Annotated in this window: 15 protein-coding genes; 4 read left to right on the top strand and 11 right to left on the bottom strand. The window is 36.6% G+C overall.

Going from position 1 to position 20,971, the window contains the following annotated elements:
- Window positions 1-13: 13 nt before the first annotated feature.
- The 7 genes from ACFIKE_RS02005 to ACFIKE_RS01975 form a co-directional block, all read right to left on the bottom strand.
- A complete protein-coding gene (locus ACFIKE_RS02005; RefSeq protein ID WP_375648277.1) occupies window positions 14-1,654 on the bottom strand; it encodes a site-specific DNA-methyltransferase in 1,641 nt (546 codons plus the stop codon).
- Between the two features lie 84 nt (window positions 1,655-1,738).
- On the bottom strand, window positions 1,739-2,140 hold the full coding sequence (locus ACFIKE_RS02000; protein ID WP_273787976.1) for an SUF system Fe-S cluster assembly protein: 402 nt from the start codon (window positions 2,138-2,140) through the stop codon (window positions 1,739-1,741).
- Complete coding sequence (locus tag ACFIKE_RS01995; RefSeq protein WP_375625868.1) at window positions 2,133-3,377, bottom strand: cysteine desulfurase; 1,245 nt, start codon at window positions 3,375-3,377, stop codon at window positions 2,133-2,135. Before ACFIKE_RS01995 ends, ACFIKE_RS02000 begins: the two co-directional genes overlap by 8 nt.
- A 10-nt stretch (window positions 3,378-3,387) precedes the next feature.
- Window positions 3,388-4,650: a Fe-S cluster assembly protein SufD gene (gene sufD, locus ACFIKE_RS01990; RefSeq protein WP_375648276.1), complete on the bottom strand. Its 1,263-nt coding sequence runs from the start codon at window positions 4,648-4,650 to the stop codon at window positions 3,388-3,390.
- 11 nt (window positions 4,651-4,661) lie between these two features.
- Complete coding sequence (gene sufC / locus ACFIKE_RS01985) at window positions 4,662-5,417, bottom strand: Fe-S cluster assembly ATPase SufC (RefSeq protein WP_375627291.1); 756 nt, start codon at window positions 5,415-5,417, stop codon at window positions 4,662-4,664.
- A 158-nt stretch (window positions 5,418-5,575) separates the two neighbouring features.
- On the bottom strand, window positions 5,576-7,087 hold the full coding sequence (gene sufB, locus ACFIKE_RS01980) for a Fe-S cluster assembly protein SufB (RefSeq protein ID WP_375648275.1): 1,512 nt from the start codon (window positions 7,085-7,087) through the stop codon (window positions 5,576-5,578).
- A 170-nt stretch (window positions 7,088-7,257) separates the two neighbouring features.
- Window positions 7,258-8,403 carry a cysteine desulfurase family protein gene (locus tag ACFIKE_RS01975; RefSeq protein WP_375648274.1) on the bottom strand — a complete coding sequence of 382 codons (1,146 nt, stop codon included), beginning with the start codon at window positions 8,401-8,403 and terminating at the stop codon, window positions 7,258-7,260.
- A gap of 161 nt (window positions 8,404-8,564) precedes the next feature.
- Here ACFIKE_RS01975 and ACFIKE_RS01970 point away from each other — a divergent pair, with 161 nt between their 5' ends.
- The 3 genes from ACFIKE_RS01970 (at window position 8,565) to ACFIKE_RS01960 (ending at window position 11,485) form a co-directional block, all read left to right on the top strand.
- A complete protein-coding gene (locus ACFIKE_RS01970; RefSeq protein WP_375625875.1) occupies window positions 8,565-9,245 on the top strand; it encodes an alpha/beta hydrolase in 681 nt (226 codons plus the stop codon).
- Between the two features lie 314 nt (window positions 9,246-9,559).
- The gene (gene tyrS / locus ACFIKE_RS01965; protein WP_375625877.1) at window positions 9,560-10,813 is read left to right on the top strand and encodes a tyrosine--tRNA ligase; all 1,254 of its coding nucleotides are present in this window, start codon (window positions 9,560-9,562) and stop codon (window positions 10,811-10,813) included.
- A gap of 186 nt (window positions 10,814-10,999) precedes the next feature.
- Window positions 11,000-11,485 (top strand): peroxiredoxin, encoded by a 486-nt coding sequence (locus tag ACFIKE_RS01960; protein ID WP_375625879.1) that lies wholly within the window; start codon window positions 11,000-11,002, stop codon window positions 11,483-11,485.
- A gap of 335 nt (window positions 11,486-11,820) precedes the next feature.
- Here the strand turns inward: ACFIKE_RS01960 and prfB are convergent.
- The 3 genes from prfB to ACFIKE_RS01945 all read right to left on the bottom strand — a co-directional run bounded on the left by prfB (window position 11,821) and on the right by ACFIKE_RS01945 (window position 16,980).
- Window positions 11,821-12,949 (bottom strand): peptide chain release factor 2 gene (prfB, locus tag ACFIKE_RS01955; RefSeq protein ID WP_375627294.1). Its coding sequence is split into 2 segments (ribosomal slippage): window positions 11,821-12,879 and window positions 12,881-12,949, totalling 1,128 coding nucleotides; the frame shifts between segments, so codons are not numbered across the junction.
- Between the two features lie 167 nt (window positions 12,950-13,116).
- Window positions 13,117-15,582: a penicillin-binding protein 1A gene (locus ACFIKE_RS01950; protein ID WP_375627295.1), complete on the bottom strand. Its 2,466-nt coding sequence runs from the start codon at window positions 15,580-15,582 to the stop codon at window positions 13,117-13,119.
- Between the two features lie 168 nt (window positions 15,583-15,750).
- Window positions 15,751-16,980: an N-acetylmuramoyl-L-alanine amidase gene (locus ACFIKE_RS01945; RefSeq protein WP_375627296.1), complete on the bottom strand. Its 1,230-nt coding sequence runs from the start codon at window positions 16,978-16,980 to the stop codon at window positions 15,751-15,753.
- A 588-nt stretch (window positions 16,981-17,568) separates the two neighbouring features.
- Here ACFIKE_RS01945 and ACFIKE_RS01940 point away from each other — a divergent pair.
- Window positions 17,569-20,190 carry an Rne/Rng family ribonuclease gene (locus ACFIKE_RS01940; protein WP_375648273.1) on the top strand — a complete coding sequence of 874 codons (2,622 nt, stop codon included), beginning with the start codon at window positions 17,569-17,571 and terminating at the stop codon, window positions 20,188-20,190.
- Window positions 20,191-20,279: 89 nt separating this feature from the next.
- On the opposite strand, the gene ACFIKE_RS01935 is transcribed toward ACFIKE_RS01940, so the two are convergent.
- Window positions 20,280-20,891 carry an invasion associated locus B family protein gene (locus ACFIKE_RS01935; RefSeq protein ID WP_375627298.1) on the bottom strand — a complete coding sequence of 204 codons (612 nt, stop codon included), beginning with the start codon at window positions 20,889-20,891 and terminating at the stop codon, window positions 20,280-20,282.
- Window positions 20,892-20,971 lie beyond the last annotated feature (80 nt).

The following is a 20,971-nucleotide window of genomic DNA, read 5'->3' as shown; positions in this document are numbered from 1 at the left end:
CGCTTTTTATATATTATTCAAATAGATCTAATTCTGCTTGCGCAATATTTTTATTTTTGTTGTTTTCTTTTACCACAATCACTGGTTCAAGATTGGCTACATTTAAACTGTAATCGTCCCTTCCCCATTCGCATTTTTCTAATATTGCACGGGGGATTTTAGTGAGTGTCAGATTTTCAAAGGATGCTGATTTTGTATCAAAGGCTGTACCACAAATCAGCAACGTGCGATGAGAGCCTACCTCTTCACTCATTATACGGAGTTGTTCATGGGTCATAGCGCTTGTTGTGACATAAATATAATCTGTTTCGGTTGAATACCCTTGCATCCAATAATGATTTTCATCAGGTGCGTAGGTAAATCCCATATGTTTGCACATTGCTTCTGAAAGCATCGCAGCGTTATATTCGCGACTAATAATCCATTGTCCCCATGGATCTTTTTGCAACAGAGAAGGTGCAAGGCGATAATAGCGAAATCCACCGCCACCTTGCCAATTGACACTTTTGGAAACTCCCCCTTGATCAGTTCCATCAATGACTTGTTTTAAACGAGGGATAATGTGGGTGTGACAATGTTCACCAAGTTCAATCATAATCCACTTTCTTCCCATTTTATGAGCAACAGCACCGGTTGTGCCGGAACCCGCAAAAGAATCTAAAACAAGATCACCGGGATTAGTGGCAAGTTGAATGATGCGTTCCATTAAACGTTCCGGTTTAGGAGTTGTAAAGACACTACCAGAATTAAAAACTTTGACTTCTCTTTTGGCATCTTGGTTGTGTCCCACTTCTGTGTAGGGCCAAATCGTCATCGAAACCATACCATTTTTTACTTCTGATAAAAAACGCTTAATACGTGGCACTCCATTATTATCTGTTCCAAACCAAATACGATTATCTTCTACTAACTCAGCAAATTTTTTTTTACTAACACGCCAACTCGTTCCAGCAGGAGGCATCACCTTGCGTCCAGAAGGTGTGATGATTTCATAAATATCTTTAGGTGTTACTCGTTTCGCAGATAAATTATCTGATTGCCATAACCCACGCGGATCATTATCAGGATTTTTATAGCGCGCATCCATATCGCTTGAACGAGGAAGCAATTGAGGGCGCCAAATCGTTTTATCTTTAGCATAAACTATTATAAAATCATGATTATCAGAAAGCCATTTTGTATCATTTTGTGGAGCATATTTCTTTTGCCAAATAATATTGTTGATGAAATTTTGGCGACCAAAAATTTCATCCATCATCACTTTAAGATAGGCTTGTTCATCATCATCAATTGATATCCAGATACTTCCATCATCCGCCAGTAAATGATGTAACAATTCTAGCCTGTCTCTCATAAGGCTGAGCCATATGGAATGCTCTAAACCATCTTCATAATGTTCAAAGGCATTGCCTGTATTATAAGGCGGATCGATATAGATACATTTTACCTTCCCCATATATTCTTGTTCAAGCGCTTTGAGTGCGAGCAAATTGTCACCAAAAATAAGTTTATTATCAAAAATATCTTGGGATGATATTCGATGCGAAGCGTGATAAGATTTTTCAAGATCTTCTAATAAGATACGAGGCTCTAGTTTTGGGCGTTTTTCTTTTCCAATCCAGTTAAGTTCTAGTTTTTGTTTATTATAACTCATGCCGATCGTCCTTAAATTTAAACGCTTGTGAAAAGTAAACAGCTTATTCATGAATGGCTAAATTAGAGTCTCTTAACAATATTTTTAGTACCATCCGACAGCAATTTGAGCTTCTTCTGACATACAATCAGGTGTCCATGGTGGATCAAAAGTCATAGTGACTTCAACATACGAAACCCCTTCAACTGCACTGACTGCATTTTCTACCCACCCCGGCATTTCACCAGCAACAGGGCATCCCGGTGCTGTAAGAGTCATTTCAATTTTTACTGAACGATCATCTTCAATATCAATACGATAAATCAGTCCAAGCTCATAAATATCAGCAGGAATCTCTGGGTCATAAACTGTTTTGAGAGCAGCAATAATATCATTCGTCATACGATCAATTTCATCTGCTGGAATTGCTGATATATAAGATTTTTTATTTTCGCTTACAGTTTCAACAGATTCTGTAGAATGACGCTCTTCAATTGATTCAGCCATTAAAAAATGTCCTTGTTTCTTTCAATGCTTCTACTAATTGATCTACATCTTCTTGAGTGTTATACATGGCTAATGATGCCCGACAAATAGATGTTAGACCAAAGCGCTGTAATAAAGGCTGTGCACAATGGGTTCCCGCGCGTATTGCAACTCCTTTTCTATCAATAAACATAGCGATATCATGGGCGTGAATCCCTTCAATTGTAAATGATATAATAGCTCCTTTATTGGGAGAATGACCATAAATACGCAATGACTCAACCATTTTAAGTTTTTCCTGCGCATAAGCTAAAAGGGATCTCTCATGGGCATGAATCGTGCTACGACCTTTCTCTTGTATATAATCAATAGCCGCAGTTAATCCAATAGCTTCAACGATAGGAGGAGTGCCTGCTTCAAAACGGTAAGGAGGAGCATTATAGAAAACCTTATCGGTTGTTACCTCCTCGATCATTTCCCCTCCCCCTTGAAAAGGACGCATTTCTTCTAATCTATCTTTCTTACCATACAGAACACCAATACCGGTGGGACCATAAAGCTTATGACCTGTAAAGACATACCAATCACAATCGAGATCTTGCACATCAACGGTTAAATGTACTGCTCCTTGAGAACCATCAACAAGAACCGGAATAGAATCTTGATGAGCTAGTTTAATAATCTCTTTAACAGGAGGCACAGTTCCTAATATATTGGACATATGCGTTATAGCAACAAGCCGCGTTTTTTCGCTTAAAGCCTTTTGGAAATCTTCAATGTGCAGAACACCATTTTCATCGACAGGAACAAAAATAAGTTTAACACCTTTTTGTTCACGGAGAAAATGCCAAGGAATAATATTTGAATGATGTTCCATGATCGTTAGAACAATCTCATCACCTTCTTTGAGTTTGGGCATCGCCCAACCATAAGCAACAGTATTAATAGCTTCTGTTGCATTTTTCGTAAAAACAATTTCTTCAGCTTTTTGAGCATTTAGAAAAACACGAACGGTTTCACGAGAATTTTCATAGGATTGTGTTGCTATATTGGCTAAAAAATACATTCCCCTATGCACATTAGCATAACTATAGTGATAATAATTATTCATTGCATTGAGTACTGACATTGGTTTTTGGGCAGAAGCACTACTATCAAGATATGCTAATCGCTTTCCATAAACTTGATGGTGCAAAATAGGAAAATCACGCCGAATTTCTTCGACATTATAAGTAAATGTTTGTACGTTATTTTCCATTTTTTCTACCTTAAACATTTTTTTCAAGCCATTTACTAATGATATTCTCCAAAACGATTTGAATCTTATCCTGCTTGATGTCATCAATGAGCTCAGAGATAAATCCTTTAATCAAAAGTGCACGAGCCGTTTTAAATGGGACACCACGCGCCATAAGATAAAAAAGATAATCATGATTAATATTAGCAACTGTTGCACCATGACCGCATGCAACATCATCCGCAAAAATCTCAAGTTCAGGCTTTGCATTAAATTCTGCATCATCTGAAAGAATAAGGCTATTACAAGCCATGCGTGCATCTGTTTTTTGCGCTTTTTGAGAAACACGTATTATTCCTTGGAAAACACCAACAGCCTTATCTGTAACTACATTGCGTATAATTTCGGTTGATGTTGACTTTTCTTCCACATGACGAACAGTCATTGTAAGATCACTATGTGTTTGTCCTGATAATAAATTTATGACACGTAATTGAAAATTAGATTCTTCTCCCTGTAATTCAATATCGATTTCTTGGCGATTTAATTGGCTCCCTATATTAATGACATAAAGTGATAACTTCGCTCTTTGAGCAAGAACAGCACAAAATCGACCAAATTGTGTAGAATTAAAATCACGATTGCGAATGAGAATCCACGTAACATCACTATCAGCAGCAATATTTAATGAAAATATTGAACTGACAAAGGTATCTTTATCATTGCCAACCTGATGTTCAATAAATATAACTTGACTATTTTTATCAACTTTTATATCCGAAAAAATATGAGATTGTCCCCCCATTTGTATATTTTGTAATTCAATGGGAATATTTAACTTTGTATTTTCAGGGATGTGAAAAAGCCAACCATCTGTAACAAAAGCTGTATTCAACTGTCCAATAAAATCCTCATCAGAAATGTTTTGATTTACCTGTACAGAATTATCTTTTAATGCGTCTGAAAGGCGTTTTACTGTAATGTTATCTACCTTTGACTCTATTGATGTTTTTCCATTGTTTATAGAAAAAACAGCACTTTCTGAAAGCAAAGCATCAATCAATTGATTGTTTTGAACTTTTGAAAAATTGCTAATAGACTTCAGTAAGGTACGCAGATTGGTATAATGCCAGCTTTCGATTTTACGGGAAGGAAGCTGTGTCGTTTGAAACTGCTCAATAGCTTTCTTGCGAATTTCCCGTATAGCTTTATCACCAGGTAAGTCGTTTACATACTGATTGAAATTACTGAGTATATTTTCTTCAATTGCTAACAAGTTTTGCTGTGTATTCATATTCAATAACCTCAAACTGCTTCCCTGATAAGATCAGCATACCCATTTTGCTCTAAATAAATCGCTAAGGATTTATCTCCGCTTTTGATAATTTGTCCTTTATAAAGAACATGTACAGTATCAGGAATGATATAATTAAGCAGCCGTTGATAATGGGTAATCACCAAAAATGAACGTTTTGAATCCCGAAGTTTATTAACACCATCTGCAACAATTTTTAGTGCATCAATGTCTAAACCAGAATCCGTTTCATCTAAAATGCAAAGTTTAGGTTCAAGAAGTGCCATTTGTAAAATTTCAGCGCGTTTTTTTTCTCCACCTGAAAAACCCACATTTAATGGACGCTTTAGCATATCCATATCTATTTCAAGTTTGGCTGAAACTTCCTTAACACATTTTATAAATTCAGGAATTTTAAGCTCTCTGTCACCGCGTGCTTTGCGTTGAGAATTCATCGCAACTTTTAAAAATTCCATCGTTGCTACCCCTGGTATTTCCATTGGATATTGAAATGCAAGAAAAACACCATATGCAGCACGTTCTGCTGGATCCATTTCTAAAAGTGATTGTCCATTATAGAGAATATCTCCTTCTGTTATTTCATAATCATCACGACCAGCAAGCAAATAAGACAAAGTTGATTTTCCGGCTCCATTTTGTCCCATGATAGCGGCAACTTCTCCATCTTGAACTGTCAAGTTTAAACCACGAATAACTTCTGTATCGGTTCCAGCAATACGGGCGTGCAAATTTTTTATCTCTAACATAATTTAATCCTGTTTTGGCTGTTTTTCAGATACCAATGCATATTATTTTGCCTTAGCATCCATCTACTTTTGTAATTACCATAGAGGTCATTTTTAGCATGATTTGCTACTGTTACAGCCTTTTTACATCAAGTCTTCTATTTATCTAATTCAATAAATTATCCAACACTACCTTCAAGGCTGATACCAATAAGCTTTTGTGCTTCGACAGCAAATTCCATGGGAAGTTTTTGAATGACCTCTTTTACAAAACCATTTACAATTAATGCGATAGCTTCTTCTTCGGAAATTCCTCTCTGCATAACATAAAAAAGTTGGTCATCAGAAATTTTTGATGTTGTGGCTTCATGTTCAAACTGAGCTGTTGCATTTTTTGCTTCAATATAAGGAACTGTATGCGCACCACAATCATTCCCGATTAACAAACTATCACATTGCGTAAAATTACGCGCATTTTGTGCTTTTCGATGTGCTGTAACTTGTCCTCGATAAGTGTTATTTGAAAAACCTGCAGAAATGCCTTTGGAAATAATACGACTGGATGTATTTTTTCCCAAATGAATCATTTTTGTACCGGAATCAATTTGTTGATGACCATTTGCAACAGCAATAGAATAAAATTCTCCACGCGCATTATCACCACGGAGTAAGCAGGATGGATATTTCCAAGTAATCGCAGAACCAGTCTCAACTTGTGTCCATGAAATTTTAGAGTTATCACCTCGACAATCTCCACGCTTCGTCACAAAATTATAAATACCGCCCTTTCCATCTTTATCGCCAGGATACCAGTTTTGTACTGTAGAATATTTAATCTCTGCATTTTTAAGGGCAATAAGCTCAACAACAGCAGCATGAAGTTGGTTTTCATCACGTTGGGGTGCTGTACATCCTTCAAGATAAGAAACATAGGAATCTTCAGCGGCGATAATCAATGTTCGTTCAAATTGGCCAGTGTTGCGTTCATTAATCCTAAAATAAGTTGAAAGCTCCATAGGACAACGAACCCCTTTGGGAATATAAACAAATGAACCATCTGTAAAGACAGCTGCATTTAAGGCTGCATAATAATTATCACTTATAGGTACAACTGTTCCTAAATATTCCTTAATAAGCTCAGAATGTTCAATAATCGCCTCTGAAATAGAACAAAAAATCACACCAGCACGTGCCAGCTCTTTTTTGAATGTTGTTACAACAGAAACAGAATCAAAGACTGCATCAACAGCCACCTGCCCCGATACAGACATACTGTCATCAAAAGTAGAGGGATCAGACTGTTTTCTTACTCCTGCCAAAATCTCTTGTTCTTTAAGGGGAATGCCAAGTTTTTCGTACATTGCTAATAACTCAGGATCCACTTCATCCAAAGATTTTGGTCCTGTATGATTTTTTGGAGCAGCATAATAATAAAGCTCCTGAAAATCAATTTTAGGATATTCAAGACGCGCCCAATGAGGCTCTTGCATTGTCAGCCAACGGCGGTAAGCTTTTAAGCGCCATGTTAGCATCCATTCAGGCTCATGTTTTTTAGCAGAAATAAATTTGATAATATCTTCATTTAAGCCTTTTGGAGCTTTATCTGTTTCAATATTGGTTTCAAAACCATATTTATATTGGTCAACATCTATTTCACGTACTTGGCGTATTGTTTCTTGTACTGCCGGCATAAATTTTCTCCATTTTTTGGCGTCAAAAACCGGTAACTAAAAGTCTTGTTTTTTCCAAGATTAAAGTAAGCAAGTTATTTCCTAGGCTATAGGTAAAGTGCAAAAATTTCAATCAAACTTATCTTATTTTTAAAATAATTCTAATTTTTATAACTTTCTGATGATAAATTTTACCCTTTTTTCTTGCTTATAATTTGAGAAAAAAACGATAGAAAATCATCAATATCCTCAGAAGTTGTGTCCCGCCCTAGCGAAATGCGAATGGCACCATTTGGAACATGATACCCCATTGCCTCCAACACTTTGCTCTGTTTTACTTTTCCCGAAGAACACGCAGAGCCAGATGATATAGAAAACCCTTCTAAATCAAAAGCTATTTGCATCGTTTCAGCTCTTATATTTTTCACGGTAAAGTAAGTTGTATTTGGCAAACGTTGAACTCTTTTGCCAAAAAATTCAACATTTTTACTTATTTTTTGTAGTCCATCTTCTAATTTATTGCGTAAATATATTAACTGTTTTATTTCCTCCTGTGTGAAACAATCAGCCATTGCTGCCCCAAAAGCAGCAATAAGAGGCAATGCTTCTGTTCCTCCACGGAGACCTTTTTCTTGTCCTCCTCCAATAATAAGAGGGTGTGGCATAAGAAGATTGCCACATGAAACAAAAGCACCGATTCCTTTAGGACCGCCAATTTTATGTGCAGACAGTATAAAAAAATCTCCTCCTAACTGATTAATATCCACGAAATTCTTATCGACATATTGTGTCAAATCAACAATAAGAGTGCCTCCTAAATCCCGAACAATAGCGGCGATTTCTGTTAACGGTTGAATAACACCCGTTTCACTATTTGCAGCTTGAATAGCAACAAGAGGTAAACCTTTTGTTTTATCGTGAACCGTTAAGAGTGCTATTAATTTATCTTGTTGTATGAGCCCATCTTGATTAACAGCAATGACGCTTATCAATTCTTTAGAAAAACGCCCTCCCTCTGCCACAGAGGGATGTTCAGTTGCTCCAAGGTAAAGACGAGAAAATTGAACTTTTGCATTCCCCATATTGTAAAAGGGCGTTAGCAAAGTCATTGCTGCTTCACTCGCACCAGAGGTAAATACCACGTGATCTGGATCTGTTTTAAGATTTTCAGCGATTTGCCGACGAGCCTTTTGCAACAAGGTTTTAGCCGCACGCCCTTCCTTATGAACAGATGATGGATTACCAAATATCTCTAAAGATTCCAGTAACGCCATCCGTGCCACTTTTTTGAGCGGTGTTGTTGCGTTATGATCAAAATATCGGCGTTTTATAACCATTTTACATCGCAATCATTAATCTTATGAATTGATTAAAAAAATAGCGCAATTTTCTTGAAAAGTGCACTAAAAAAAGAATATCTAATGATTATTTAAGAGATTCTATGGTAAAAGTCGACCAAGGTCAATGAGAGCCTTTTATTGCATTTAAGGAGCATTTTATGCCAGAAATTATTTTTAACGGTCCCGCGGGTCGGCTCGAAGGGCGTTATCAACCTTCACAACAAAAAAATGCACCCATTGCGATCATTTTGCATCCTCATCCCCAATTTGGTGGAACTATGAATCATAAAATTGTCTATGACCTCTTTTATATGTTCCAACAACGTGGCTTTACAACTTTACGTTTTAACTTTCGTGGTATTGGTCGTAGTCAGGGTGAATTTGATTATGGAATAGGAGAACTTTCAGATGCTGCTGCTGCTCTCGATTGGGTGCAAACACAACATCCAGACTCTAAAAATTGTTGGGTAGCAGGATATTCATTTGGAGCATGGATTGGTATGCAGCTTTTAATGCGCCGACCGGAAATTGAGGGATTTATCTCTGTTGCCCCTCAGCCTAATGTTTATGACTTTTCATTTCTTGCACCTTGTCCCTCCTCTGGACTTATCATTCATGGCGGTATCGATAAAGTTGCCCCCCCAAAAGATGTTCAAATACTTGTCGATAAATTGAAAACACAAAAAGGAATCATCATCACACAAGAAATATTGGAAGAGGCTAATCACTTTTTCAGTGGATGTCATGAAGAACTTATTGAACGATGTGCCCACTATTTGGATAACCATATCACCAATGAATTTCTCGCTCCTCCTCCTGAAATACTTTCACTAACTTAGGAAAACACGATAGATTTATAAAAATCAGCAAAAGTCGTCTCCGATCATAACAAAGTAATTTTTTTAGTCCGTACTTAAAACTTTTCTAAATTTTATTTCAGGATAGAAATGAGAATAACAAAATGCCTTTTTTCTCTCACTGAGAGGTCTCTCTTTTTAGCGTAAAAAGGAAATAATACCTGTATTGTTATCTTTATATTATCAATATGTCTCTTTTTCTTGTGATGTGTGCATCAGTTATGATAGATAACGCTCCGTTATATAATCACTTATTATATGAAATGAATGCACTCTTAAATTAGGAAATTGAATCTGTGTTTGCCTTTAAATCTGATTTTTTACACATTATGAGCGAACGTGGTTTTATCCACCAAATTTCAGATGAAAAAGGCTTAGATGATCTTTTTTCAAAAGAAACCGTAAGCGCTTATACTGGATTTGATCCAACAGCATCGAGTTTACATGCTGGAAGTCTTCTTCAGATTATGATGCTTTATTGGTTACAAAAAACTGGTCATCGCCCCATTGCTTTAATGGGCGGAGGAACCGGATTGATCGGTGATCCTTCCTTCAAAGATGAAGCGCGACGTCTTCTGACACAAGATGATATTGCTGCAAATATTGATGGTATTAAAAAGGTATTTGCTAACTATTTGACATTCGGTGACCGAGAAACTGATGCTTGTATTGTGAATAATGCTGAATGGTTATGCAATTTAAACTACTTAGAATTTTTGCGTGATGTAGGAAAACATTTTTCTGTCAACCGTATGTTATCATTTGATTCTGTCAGACTGAGACTTGAGCGTGAGCACTCTTTGTCATTCTTAGAGTTTAATTATATGATTCTGCAAGCTTATGACTTTGTTGAACTTTATAAACGTTATGGGTTGCGTATGCAAATGGGGGGCTCTGATCAATGGGGTAACATTATTAACGGAATCGAATTAGGGCATCGTTTAGGAACACCACAATTATATGCGTTAACATCACCATTACTGACAACCTCTTCCGGTGCCAAAATGGGTAAATCATTGAATGGAGCTGTATGGCTGAATGCGGATATGCTTTCACCTTATCAATTTTGGCAATATTGGCGCAATACAGAAGATGCTGATGTAATACGATTTCTAAAGCTCTATACCCCATTGCCAATGGATGAGATTCTTAAACTTTCTGTATTACAAGGGACAGAAATTAACGAAGCAAAAAAAATTCTTGCAACAGAAGTTACAGCAATGTTGCATGGACGTGCTCTCGCCAATGCTGCAGCAGAAACTGCTCGCAAAACGTTTGAAGAAAAAACTTTGGGAGAAAATCTTCCAACTGTTGAAATTAATGCCTCAGAATTAAAAAAAGGTGTTGGATTGCTCACCCTTTTAGTACAAGCAGGACTCGCTAAATCTAATAGTGAGGCACGCAGACACGTTCAAGGTGGAGGTGTACGTGTAAATGATCAAATTATTGAGGATGAAACACATCTTATTATTGAAGGGGATGTCAGTGTAGAAGGAATCATTAAGCTTTCTTTCGGTAAGAAAAAACATGTTGTGATAAAACCAGTATAATCTTTTGTTGTTTTGTTTATGTTGTTCACGCCGATCTTGTTCTTTCAATCCAATCGTTGTGATAGAGCGAGTTTTGTTAAGAAAATAAAGGTCTCTTCAAAATAATAATATTCTAGAGAGTTGAATAGTTCTTTTCTTCTGTGTACTCTGATATCTTATACTTATTACACAAGAAAGATGAAAACAATGACAAGATCAATGAAAGGTGCTCTTGCTCCTGATTTTAATTTGCCTCGCGATGGAGGAGAGACAGTATGTCTTTCTGACTTTAAAGGAAAACCTGTTGTTTTATATTTTTATCCAAAAGATGACACCAGCGGTTGCACAAACGAAGCACTTGATTTCACAAAATTAAAGATGAAATTTGATGAAATCGGTGTTGCTGTTATTGGAATCTCTCCAGATAATGTAAAAAAACATGATAAATTTAAAGTAAAATATGAACTTGATGTCATCTTGGTTTCTGATGAAGAAAAAACGACCCTCGAAGCTTATGGTGTTTGGGTTGAGAAAAGCATGTATGGACGCAAATATATGGGCGTTGAACGGAGCACTTTTTTAATTGATGCAAATGGAATAATAGCAGAAGAATGGCGCAAAGTAAGCGTATCTGGGCATGCTGAAAATGTTTTAGCTACTGCAACACTTTTACATCATAACGGTAACTTATAAATTGAGTGTTTGATTTACCTTAAAAAGCAAAAGTCATCCCCCGAATTGATTTTAGTTTTTCAACGGATTCAATTTTTACAATATATTGATTTATAAGGATAATAAATTGTTTTATATTTATATTAGTCCTCCGAATATCGCAAATTTTTCTTATTTCAGCTTTCTATCACTTGCAATATCATAAGCAGGATTGGTGTGTGAGAAAAAATTGAAGAAAGGAACAAGAAAATCCCTCTTTGAACCTTTAAAGTATCAAGAATATCGTAATATCACAACATCAATAAAACAAACAACTTAAGAAAAAAATCTACATAGCTTGAAGGAAGGATATATAATTAACGAATATCCTCAATTTCTTTGTCTTGTCCATAAATGCGCCGTGCGAGTGCTGCCTCTATAAATGCATCTAAATTACCATTCAGTACGGATTGTGGATCCGTATTTTCAATCCCTGTACGCAAATCTTTGACAAGCTGATAGGGTTGAAGAACATAAGATCTAATTTGATGTCCCCATCCGATTTCTGTTTTAGAAGATTCAGCAGCATTGGTTTCTTCTTCTCTTTTTTTAAGCTCTTCTTCATAAAGCCGTGCACGCAACATCGACCAAGCCGTAGCGCGATTTTTATGTTGAGAACGCTCTGTTTGACATTGAACAACAATACCCGTTTTTATATGTGTGATGCGAACAGCGGAATCTGTCGTGTTAACATGTTGTCCTCCTGCTCCTGATGCACGATATGTATCAATACGCACATCTGCCTCTGAAACATCAACTTCAATATTGTCATCAATAACTGGATAAACCCAAATACTTGCAAAAGAGGTATGGCGCTTTGCATTCGAATCAAATGGAGAAATCCGAACCAAGCGATGAACGCCTGATTCTGTTTTTAACATTCCATAAGCATTATGCCCTTTTACAAGAATAGTTGCTGACTTTATTCCTGCTTCTTCTCCATCATGAATTTCTAAAATTTCAACCTTCATGTCATGCTGCTCAGCCCAGCGCATATACATACGTAAGAGCATAGAAGCCCAATCTTGGCTTTCTGTTCCCCCTGCTCCAGCATGAACTTCTAAATAGGTATCATTCGGATCCGCCTCTCCTGAAAGAAGTACATCAATTTGCCTTTTATCTATCTCATTTTTAAGATTACGTATTGAATTTTCTGCATCAGCGATAATTTCAACATCACTTTCTTCTTCGCCCATCGCGATAAGCTCAATGCATTCTTCAAGTGTTTTTGTAAATGATAAAAGACCATTGATTGAATCATCAAGACGTTGACGCTCACGCATCATATCCTGTGCTTGTTGTGCATCATCCCATAATGACGGATCTTCCGCTTTTTGATTAAGATATTCGAGACGCTTTAGTGATTGATCCCAGTCAAAGATGCCCCCTTAGCAATTGAATTGCTTTCTGGATTTCATCAACTAATGTTTCTATTTCTGCTCGCATAATTTAACACCGTATTTTTTAACACTCTTTCTGGTTATGTCTCTAGAATTTTATACAAATCTGATAGCTGCTGTGAGGAAATAGCACGGACTTATCATTCTATTTACAGGACCGACACTGTAAAAAAATAAAAACTATAGACTCATGGCGAAAGGAGATTTTGTTGATTAATACAGCCCACCTGTCCCACTTTCAAGGGCTTTATTGACTTGTGGAGAAGTAGTTACTGCAGGAACACCTTCTTGAAAAGAATTTGTACTCCCAATAACTTGATATATATCAGCAGGACCAGTCCCTGGTTTAAATGCTTCTATAATAACATCTTGATCTCCTCTTTCGGCAAGCATTCCTGTTTTCCGATTAATTGGCATTAAAATCATGCCCTTTGGCATCTTAAAGGGAACATCTGGCTTTCCTTTAAGAGCATCTGCCATAAAATCACCAAAAATAGGTGCAGCTAATGAACTTCCTGTTCCATTATATCCTAACGGAGCTGGTTGATCATAACCGACAAAAATACCAACGACAATGTCAGGAGTAAATCCCATAAACCAGACATCCTTAGAGTCATTGGTTGTTCCTGTTTTAGCCGCAATATGTCGATTAAGATAACGTAAACGTGCTGCAGTACCACGCTGAACAACCCCTTCCATCATCGAGGTAATTTGATAAGCCGTCATAGGGTCAAGAACTTGATCTCTTTCATCAATCAATGTGGGTTCACGTTGATTATTCCATGAAGGCGTATTACAATTTTCACAAATACGATCATCATGACGATAAATTGTCTTTCCATAACGATCTTGAATTCTGTCTATCAGAGAAGGCTTAATAGAGCGCCCCCCATTGGCAATAACTGAATAAGCTGTAACCATTCGTAATACTGTTGTTTCACCAGCCCCTAAAGCCATGGGAAGATAAGGCTGCAATTTGTCCACTATGCCAAAGCGTTCTGCATATTCAGCGACAAGAGGCATTCCCATATCATTGGCAAGCCGTATTGTCATAAGATTACGAGAACGCTCAATACCATAACGCAACGTTGAAGGTCCTGCAAAGGTACCACCATAATTTTTGGGTTGCCAAACTTCACCATTATATTGACGAACTTCAATGGGGCCATCTAAAACAACAGATGCTGGTGTATACCCGTTATCAAGGGCTGCTGCATAAACAAAAGGCTTAAAAGCAGACCCCGGTTGGCGATAAGCTTGGGTTGCACGATTGAATTCAGATGCAGCAAAAGAAAATCCTCCGACCATAGCAAGAACGCGCCCTGTATGAGGTTCCATAGCAACAATCGCACCTTCAACCTTTGGAATTTGTTGTAAACGATAAGTGTTGTTTGCATTGGATAGTTTTTCAACAAAAATCACATCTCCAACTTGCAGAACATGAGATAAGTTCTGAACAGTTTTTCGATAACCGTTTTCTTTTACAACATGGAGGGCCCATTTTGAATCAGATTCAGATAAAACAGCAATTTCCCGTTTTTTTGATAATATACCCGAAGCTTCACGCTGTGGCTGTAAACCAATCTCTACTTTATTGGGATTAGTAGAAAGAACAACAGCTAAACGCCATTCAGGAACATCACTGAGCCCCGTGATATTTGCAAGTTCTATCCCCCAATCACCTTTTTCATCGATATGCGCATAAGCTCCACGCCATCCTTGCAAATGATCAAATTTAATTAATCCAGCGTGCAAAGCACGTCGCGCAATAAGTTGTAAATGCGGATCAAGCGTTGTACGAATGGAAAGCCCACCTTCATAAAGTGTCTTAGCCCCATAGCGATGTATTAAACGACGTCGCACTTCTTCAGTAAAATAATCAGCTGCAAAAACATAGCTATCACTCCCACGTATTGTCGCTCCTAAAGGTTTAGCTTTCGCTTTTTCACCTTGTTCACGCGTTACATATCCATTTGCAATCATCCGATCTATAACCCAATTGCGCCGATCAATAGCACGTTGTGTATTCTTAAATGGATCATAATTTGCTGGCCCTTTTGGAAGAGCAGCCAAATAAGCACATTGTTCTAGCGTCAGATCATTGACGGATTTATTGAAATAGGTCAAAGAAGCAGCTGCTATACCATAAGTACCACGACCCAGATAAATTTCATTGAGATAAAGTTCGAGAATATGATCCTTTGAATAAGTTTTCTCAATACGCATTGCTAAAATAGCTTCCTTAAATTTACGCTCTAACGTTGTTTCTGAACTTAAAAGAAAGTTTTTAGCGACTTGTTGCGTTATAGTTGATGCACCCTCTGGACGTCTTCCAGAACCAATATTACGAATATTATTGATCAAAGCTCGAGAAAGTCCTTCGGGATCTAAACCAAAATGATGATAAAAGTTTTTGTCTTCAGCCGAAATAAAAGCATTTATAACAAGCTTTGGTATTGATTGAATCGGTAAATAGAGGCGATGTTTTGTTGCAAACTCTGCCATAAGACGGCCATCAGAAGCATGAACGCGGGTCATTACCGGCGGTTCATAAAGTGAAAGAACTTCATAATCAGGGAGTGCATTTGCTTGACCACTGGTCACAACACCCCACGTTATTGCTCCACAAAGTCCAATAGCAACAAAAAAACGAAGAAGATATCTTAAAAAAATCATCATAAAAACGGCTATCGCTTTCTTAAGAATTAATCAAAGAAAAAATACGTTACCTCAAACACACCAAGCGGATATCACCACAAGATTGAGATCAAGAGAAATTGTTTTCTATCTTTTATTTATACTAGGGTATACTAGAACCCCATATTGATACTCTATTTTCTCACAAATTTAAAGAGGCTGTATCATTTTCTGCCTATAATGAGCAAATTGACGAATAGAATGAGCAATAGAGGCTGCCATTTGTTTTCTCCAATGAGGATCATTTAATAACTTTTCGTCCTCTTTATTGGATAAATAACCTATCTCTATCAAGACGGAGGGTATATCTGAAGCTCTTAAAACTTGAAAATTAGCATACCGATGTGGATTATTAATCAAGTTAATATGATTCTTTGATAAACTTGAAATAACACTATTTGCAAAATTAACCGAAAATGTATGTGTTTCACGTCGTGTAAGATCCATCAATATATCTGTAACTTCAAGCGTTTCATCTGCAGGTAAACCATCCAGCAAATCAACTTTATTTTCATTTTCAGCTAAAGATTTTGCAATGGCATCAGAGGCTTTGTCTGATATGGTGTACACTGTGGCACCGCGAAGAGAATGTAGATCAATCGTATCTGCGTGAATAGATATAAAAAGATCAGCATCGAACTCTTGCGCTTTTTTAACTCTTTCACTTAGTCTTAAAAAAATATTGGAATCTCGTGTTAAAGCAACAGTAATATGAGAATCCTTTTGTAATTCGTCTCGCAATGCACGCGCAAAGTCTAAAGTCACATCTTTTTCTAAAATTCCAGTAACACCCCGTGCACCGCCATCAATACCACCATGACCAGGATCAAGAACAACACGGAAATTATATGCTGGCATTAACTGCGTTTTTGTATCAAAATTGGTTTTTTGCTGTTTTTTTAATATTTCATCAAATTTTTCTAGTGTAGTTTTACGAATATCAATCAGCAACTGCCATAAACCATTATTTAATTTTTTTACGACACTTTTTTCAATTACAAAGGCCGTTTTACTTGTCAAAATAATGCGTGAAGTCTGCATGTCAGAAAAAGCATAACGCACATCTGAAAGCATAACGGATAATGTATTCTGTTTCTTTAAAGGCGTATTTTGCATCGAAAAGTCAATTGTAGGTAAATTGATCACCAACCGTGCTGGCCTGTCCAAAATCTGTAAACGAACATTTGGTTTTGAATTGAAAACCGCAATAATACGCGTATGAACACTATCACCAATGGTTCGAAAATTAATAAGTTTCAGAGGATCTGCGGCTTGAACACTGGTTTGGAATAGCAAAAATAATAATAAAAAGTATGTGACAAGCACAATAACATTCCCATAAGCTATTTTCAGCTTTTTGGTAAAGAAAACTCTTATCATAAGCAAAATACTCTACATTACATTTGAATAACTTATCTTGGTTATATAAAAACGATACACCAATTTATTCTCTATTTTTCAATAAAAGCTAAATAAACACCCAAAAACGAAATTAAGGTCATTAAAGACATTATCATTATACATGATTTACATTGTTACTTGCCAAACGCATGATATCAACATAAAAGAATATTTATGCTTCCTAGCTGATAATAGTCATCTAAATTATCTGTAACTCATATTAAGTTGTCTTTAGAGGTTTTTTGCCTATTATGCATTGAGACTTTGTTTATGGATGAAAAAATTCTATGTTATAACATTAGGATTGCATTACTTAAGATTCGTTGGTTCGGATATCCGAACTGTTTTAAAGATTATTTTACCGGAGACTTTTAAGAAATATGAGTCATAAAAAACAGATGGAGATAATGATGAGAAATGGTGTAAATGCAGTCATGCCTTTGCACGTGGTGTTCCGTCCTGTTTTTCTGGTATCTCCCTTTTATGGCAGACAGCCTTTTATATTTACGAATAGTTATAGCGTTCGTTTGAATAAAATTGTGCATGTCGCCTTCAGGATATTAGCTTATGTCAAACAAAATGCTTATAGATGCCTCCCATCCGGAGGAAACACGTGTTGTTGTTGTTCACGGCAACAAAATTGAAGAACTTGATTTTGAATCAGAACATAGAAAACAGCTCAAGGGGAATATTTATCTCGCACGTATTACGCGTGTAGAACCGTCTCTCCAAGCAGCTTTTGTTGAATATGGTGGAAACCGACATGGTTTTTTAACATTTTCTGAAATTCATCCTGATTATTATCAAATTCCTATTGCTGATCGCCTTGCTCTTCTTGAAGAAGAGGAAAAAGCAGCTGTAGGAGAAAATTCTGTAGATTCCTTTACGGAAGAAGCAACTAAAAATAAAAAACGCTCCAGAAGAACAAAAAAAAATGGAAAAAACAATGTCATAGCAGCCGATATTGAAAATGATATCACATCTGAATCAACAATAATTGATAATACAGAAGAAGCATTAAATACCGATATCTCTTATGATGAGATCGAAATGGTTGGTGCTGAGGACATCCGTGAAGAGCTCCCAATTTATCAAAGAAAACAAGGGCGCCAGTATAAAATTCAAGAAGTCATTAAACGACGTCAAATTTTGTTGGTACAAGTCATCAAAGAAGAGCGTGGTAATAAAGGTGCTGCCCTTACAACATATCTGTCTTTAGCAGGTCGTTATTCTGTTCTAATGCCCAACACAGCACGTGGTGGTGGTATTTCACGAAAAATTACGAACGTACAAGACCGTAAGCGTCTTAAAGAAATCGTAAAAGAATTAGCCGTTCCAAAAGGTATGGGCGTTATCTTACGAACAGCTGGTGCCAATAGAACAAAAGCTGAAATTAAACGTGATTATGAATATCTTATGCGGTTATGGGATACTATTCGCACTTTGACACTCGAGTCAACGGCGCCATGCCTTGTCCATGAAGAAAGTAATCTCATCAAGCGTTCTATACGAGATCTTTACAATAAGAACATTAGTGAAATTCTTGTCTCTGGAGAGCAAGGATATCGTGAAGCGAAAGACTTTATGCGTATGCTCATGCCAAGTCATGCAAAAGTTGTGCAACCTTACCGTGATCCTACACCCATTTTTGCAAGAAATAATATTGAAATTCAACTTGATAAAATGTTGCAACCACAGGTTTCTTTAAAATCTGGTGGTTATCTTGTTATTAATCAAACAGAAGCACTCGTTGCTATTGACGTGAATTCTGGCCGCTCTACGAAAGAATTCTCTGTCGAAAAGACAGCTTTACAAACTAACCTTGAAGCTGCTGAAGAAGTAGCGCGTCAATTACGCTTGCGTGACCTTGCTGGTTTAATTGTGATTGATTTTATTGATATGCTTGAAGAACGCAATGTAAAGCTGATCGAAAAAAAATTAAAAGATTGTTTAAAAAATGATCGTGCTCGTATTCAAGTAGGTCATATTTCACACTTCGGCCTTTTAGAAATGAGTCGTCAACGTATTCGCATATCGGTTTTAGAAAGTACAACACAGCCCTGCCCGCATTGCGCAGGAACAGGAAATATACGTTCTGAATCATCAATTGCATTACATGTCATGCGCTCAATTGAAGAATATCTTCTTCATAATTCGCAATATAATATTATCGTACGCACACCTGTAGCAACAGCGCTTTATGTATTAAATCATAAACGCAACATTCTTGTTAATTTAGAAACTCGCTTTAAGCTTAATATTAGTATTGAAGCAGATGATAGTATTGGAACGCAACATCTTGTTATTTCTAAAGGCTCAATAGCAGAGAGAATTTCTCGATCTTCATTGGAAGATGTTAATAAGCAAGAAATTGGAGATTCTGTTTTCATAGAAAGTGAATCTATTGAAAATCCTTCTCCCATTGAAACAAACCAAAAGCGTCGGCGCAAAAATCGTCACGATGAAATTACTGATCATTCTCTTTCCAACGTTCATAAAAAAGAAGATACCTTGAGTGATGATTCTTATCGTCGAGGACGTCGTCGAGGACGTCGTGGTGGTCGACGCAATCAAGATAATAATTTTCATCAGATTCGCATTCCTTACGCAGAACCAGTGGGAGATTTTGCTAAGCAGGCTTTAGCAGAAATTAAAGCAGCACACCGCAAACATCGTGTTTCACCTGCTAAATCTTTTGAACTTGAAGAAACAAAAAATAATACGCAAGCTCTAGATATACAACAACAGGGTGAATCTAAAAAAATTGATACAAGTATTAAACCTAAAAAACGTTCTTCAAAAGTAGTAGAAAATCAACTTTCTTTAGAGAATGATCAAAATGTCGTAGAACAAAAATCTCTTGAAGAAAAACCTAAAACTAGTTCAGTACGTAAAGCTAAAACAAAAAAAGCAGACAAATCTATTCATAAAGTAGAAGATAAAACTCTTGAAAATAGTAAAAAGTCAACACGTGGAACACGTAAAAAATCATCTTCTAAAGAGACAACGCAAATACAAAAAATATTAGAGAAAGAAACTATAATCGAGATGGAGGAAGTTGTCCAAACTTCTCCTTCCAAAATTGAAGAAACAATTAATCAACCCGTTGTTGTTTCATCAACGCCTAACAATTCTTCCAAAACTGAACGTATTGGTTGGTGGAAACGTAGAATTCTTTCGAAAAATTAAAGATTTAAAAAAAACCGCCACAGAAAACTGTGGCGGTTTAAATAAAAAATTATAGAAAACGTTTCAACCAATTCTATGGTGTGGGTTTATCAATTTTGCTTTGCTTTTTCTTGCTCAGCCCGCATACGATCTTCAATTTCTTTTTGCTTTGATTGAATGGCTTGCTGCATCTTTATTTGTTCTTGTTGGAAATCTTTTTCCTCCATACCAGGACCGGTATAGGCTGCTGTAAACCCATTAAGAGAAAATTCAATAGGATTAGCTGAACCACGGAAATTAACTGTGGTTACAACCATTTTTGTACCACTTTTCATAGCTGCTATAAGCTTATCATCTAAGACATCATTGGCAATACAACTTGGTCCATTACAAATAATATAAGGAATTTTTTTAGAGAAGTCGTCACCAATTTTAATGTGAACACCTTCTGGCAAAAAACGACCTGTAGGTACTTGAATACCTATACGTTTTTCATTTTGCTTCCCTTTTATTTCAACAAGATTAAAAGCCGTCAAAGGTTGTCCCGTATTCGATAATACAGTATTCATTGTATTACAAATATCAACATCATGCTGCTTACTGCAAACTTTGTACCAACCTTGTGATAAAGTTTGCGCATTTGCAGAAATACCAGCTATAAGAAAAAGGGCAGCGGCTCCAACTAATACTGAAACAGCAGAATAAACATTTTTATGCGACATGATTAAGTTAATCCTTTCAACGCGCTCTTAAGTAACTTCAAAAAAATATTAAATATAATTCCAACTTAAATTTATTAAAT

Source organism: Bartonella sp. MU70NMGDW (genome assembly GCF_042194085.1).
In the GTDB taxonomy this organism is placed as follows: Bacteria; Pseudomonadota; Alphaproteobacteria; order Rhizobiales; family Rhizobiaceae; genus Bartonella; species Bartonella grahamii.
Note: the sequence above shows the minus strand (reverse complement) of the source record. Positions and strands in the feature narration are given on the sequence as shown.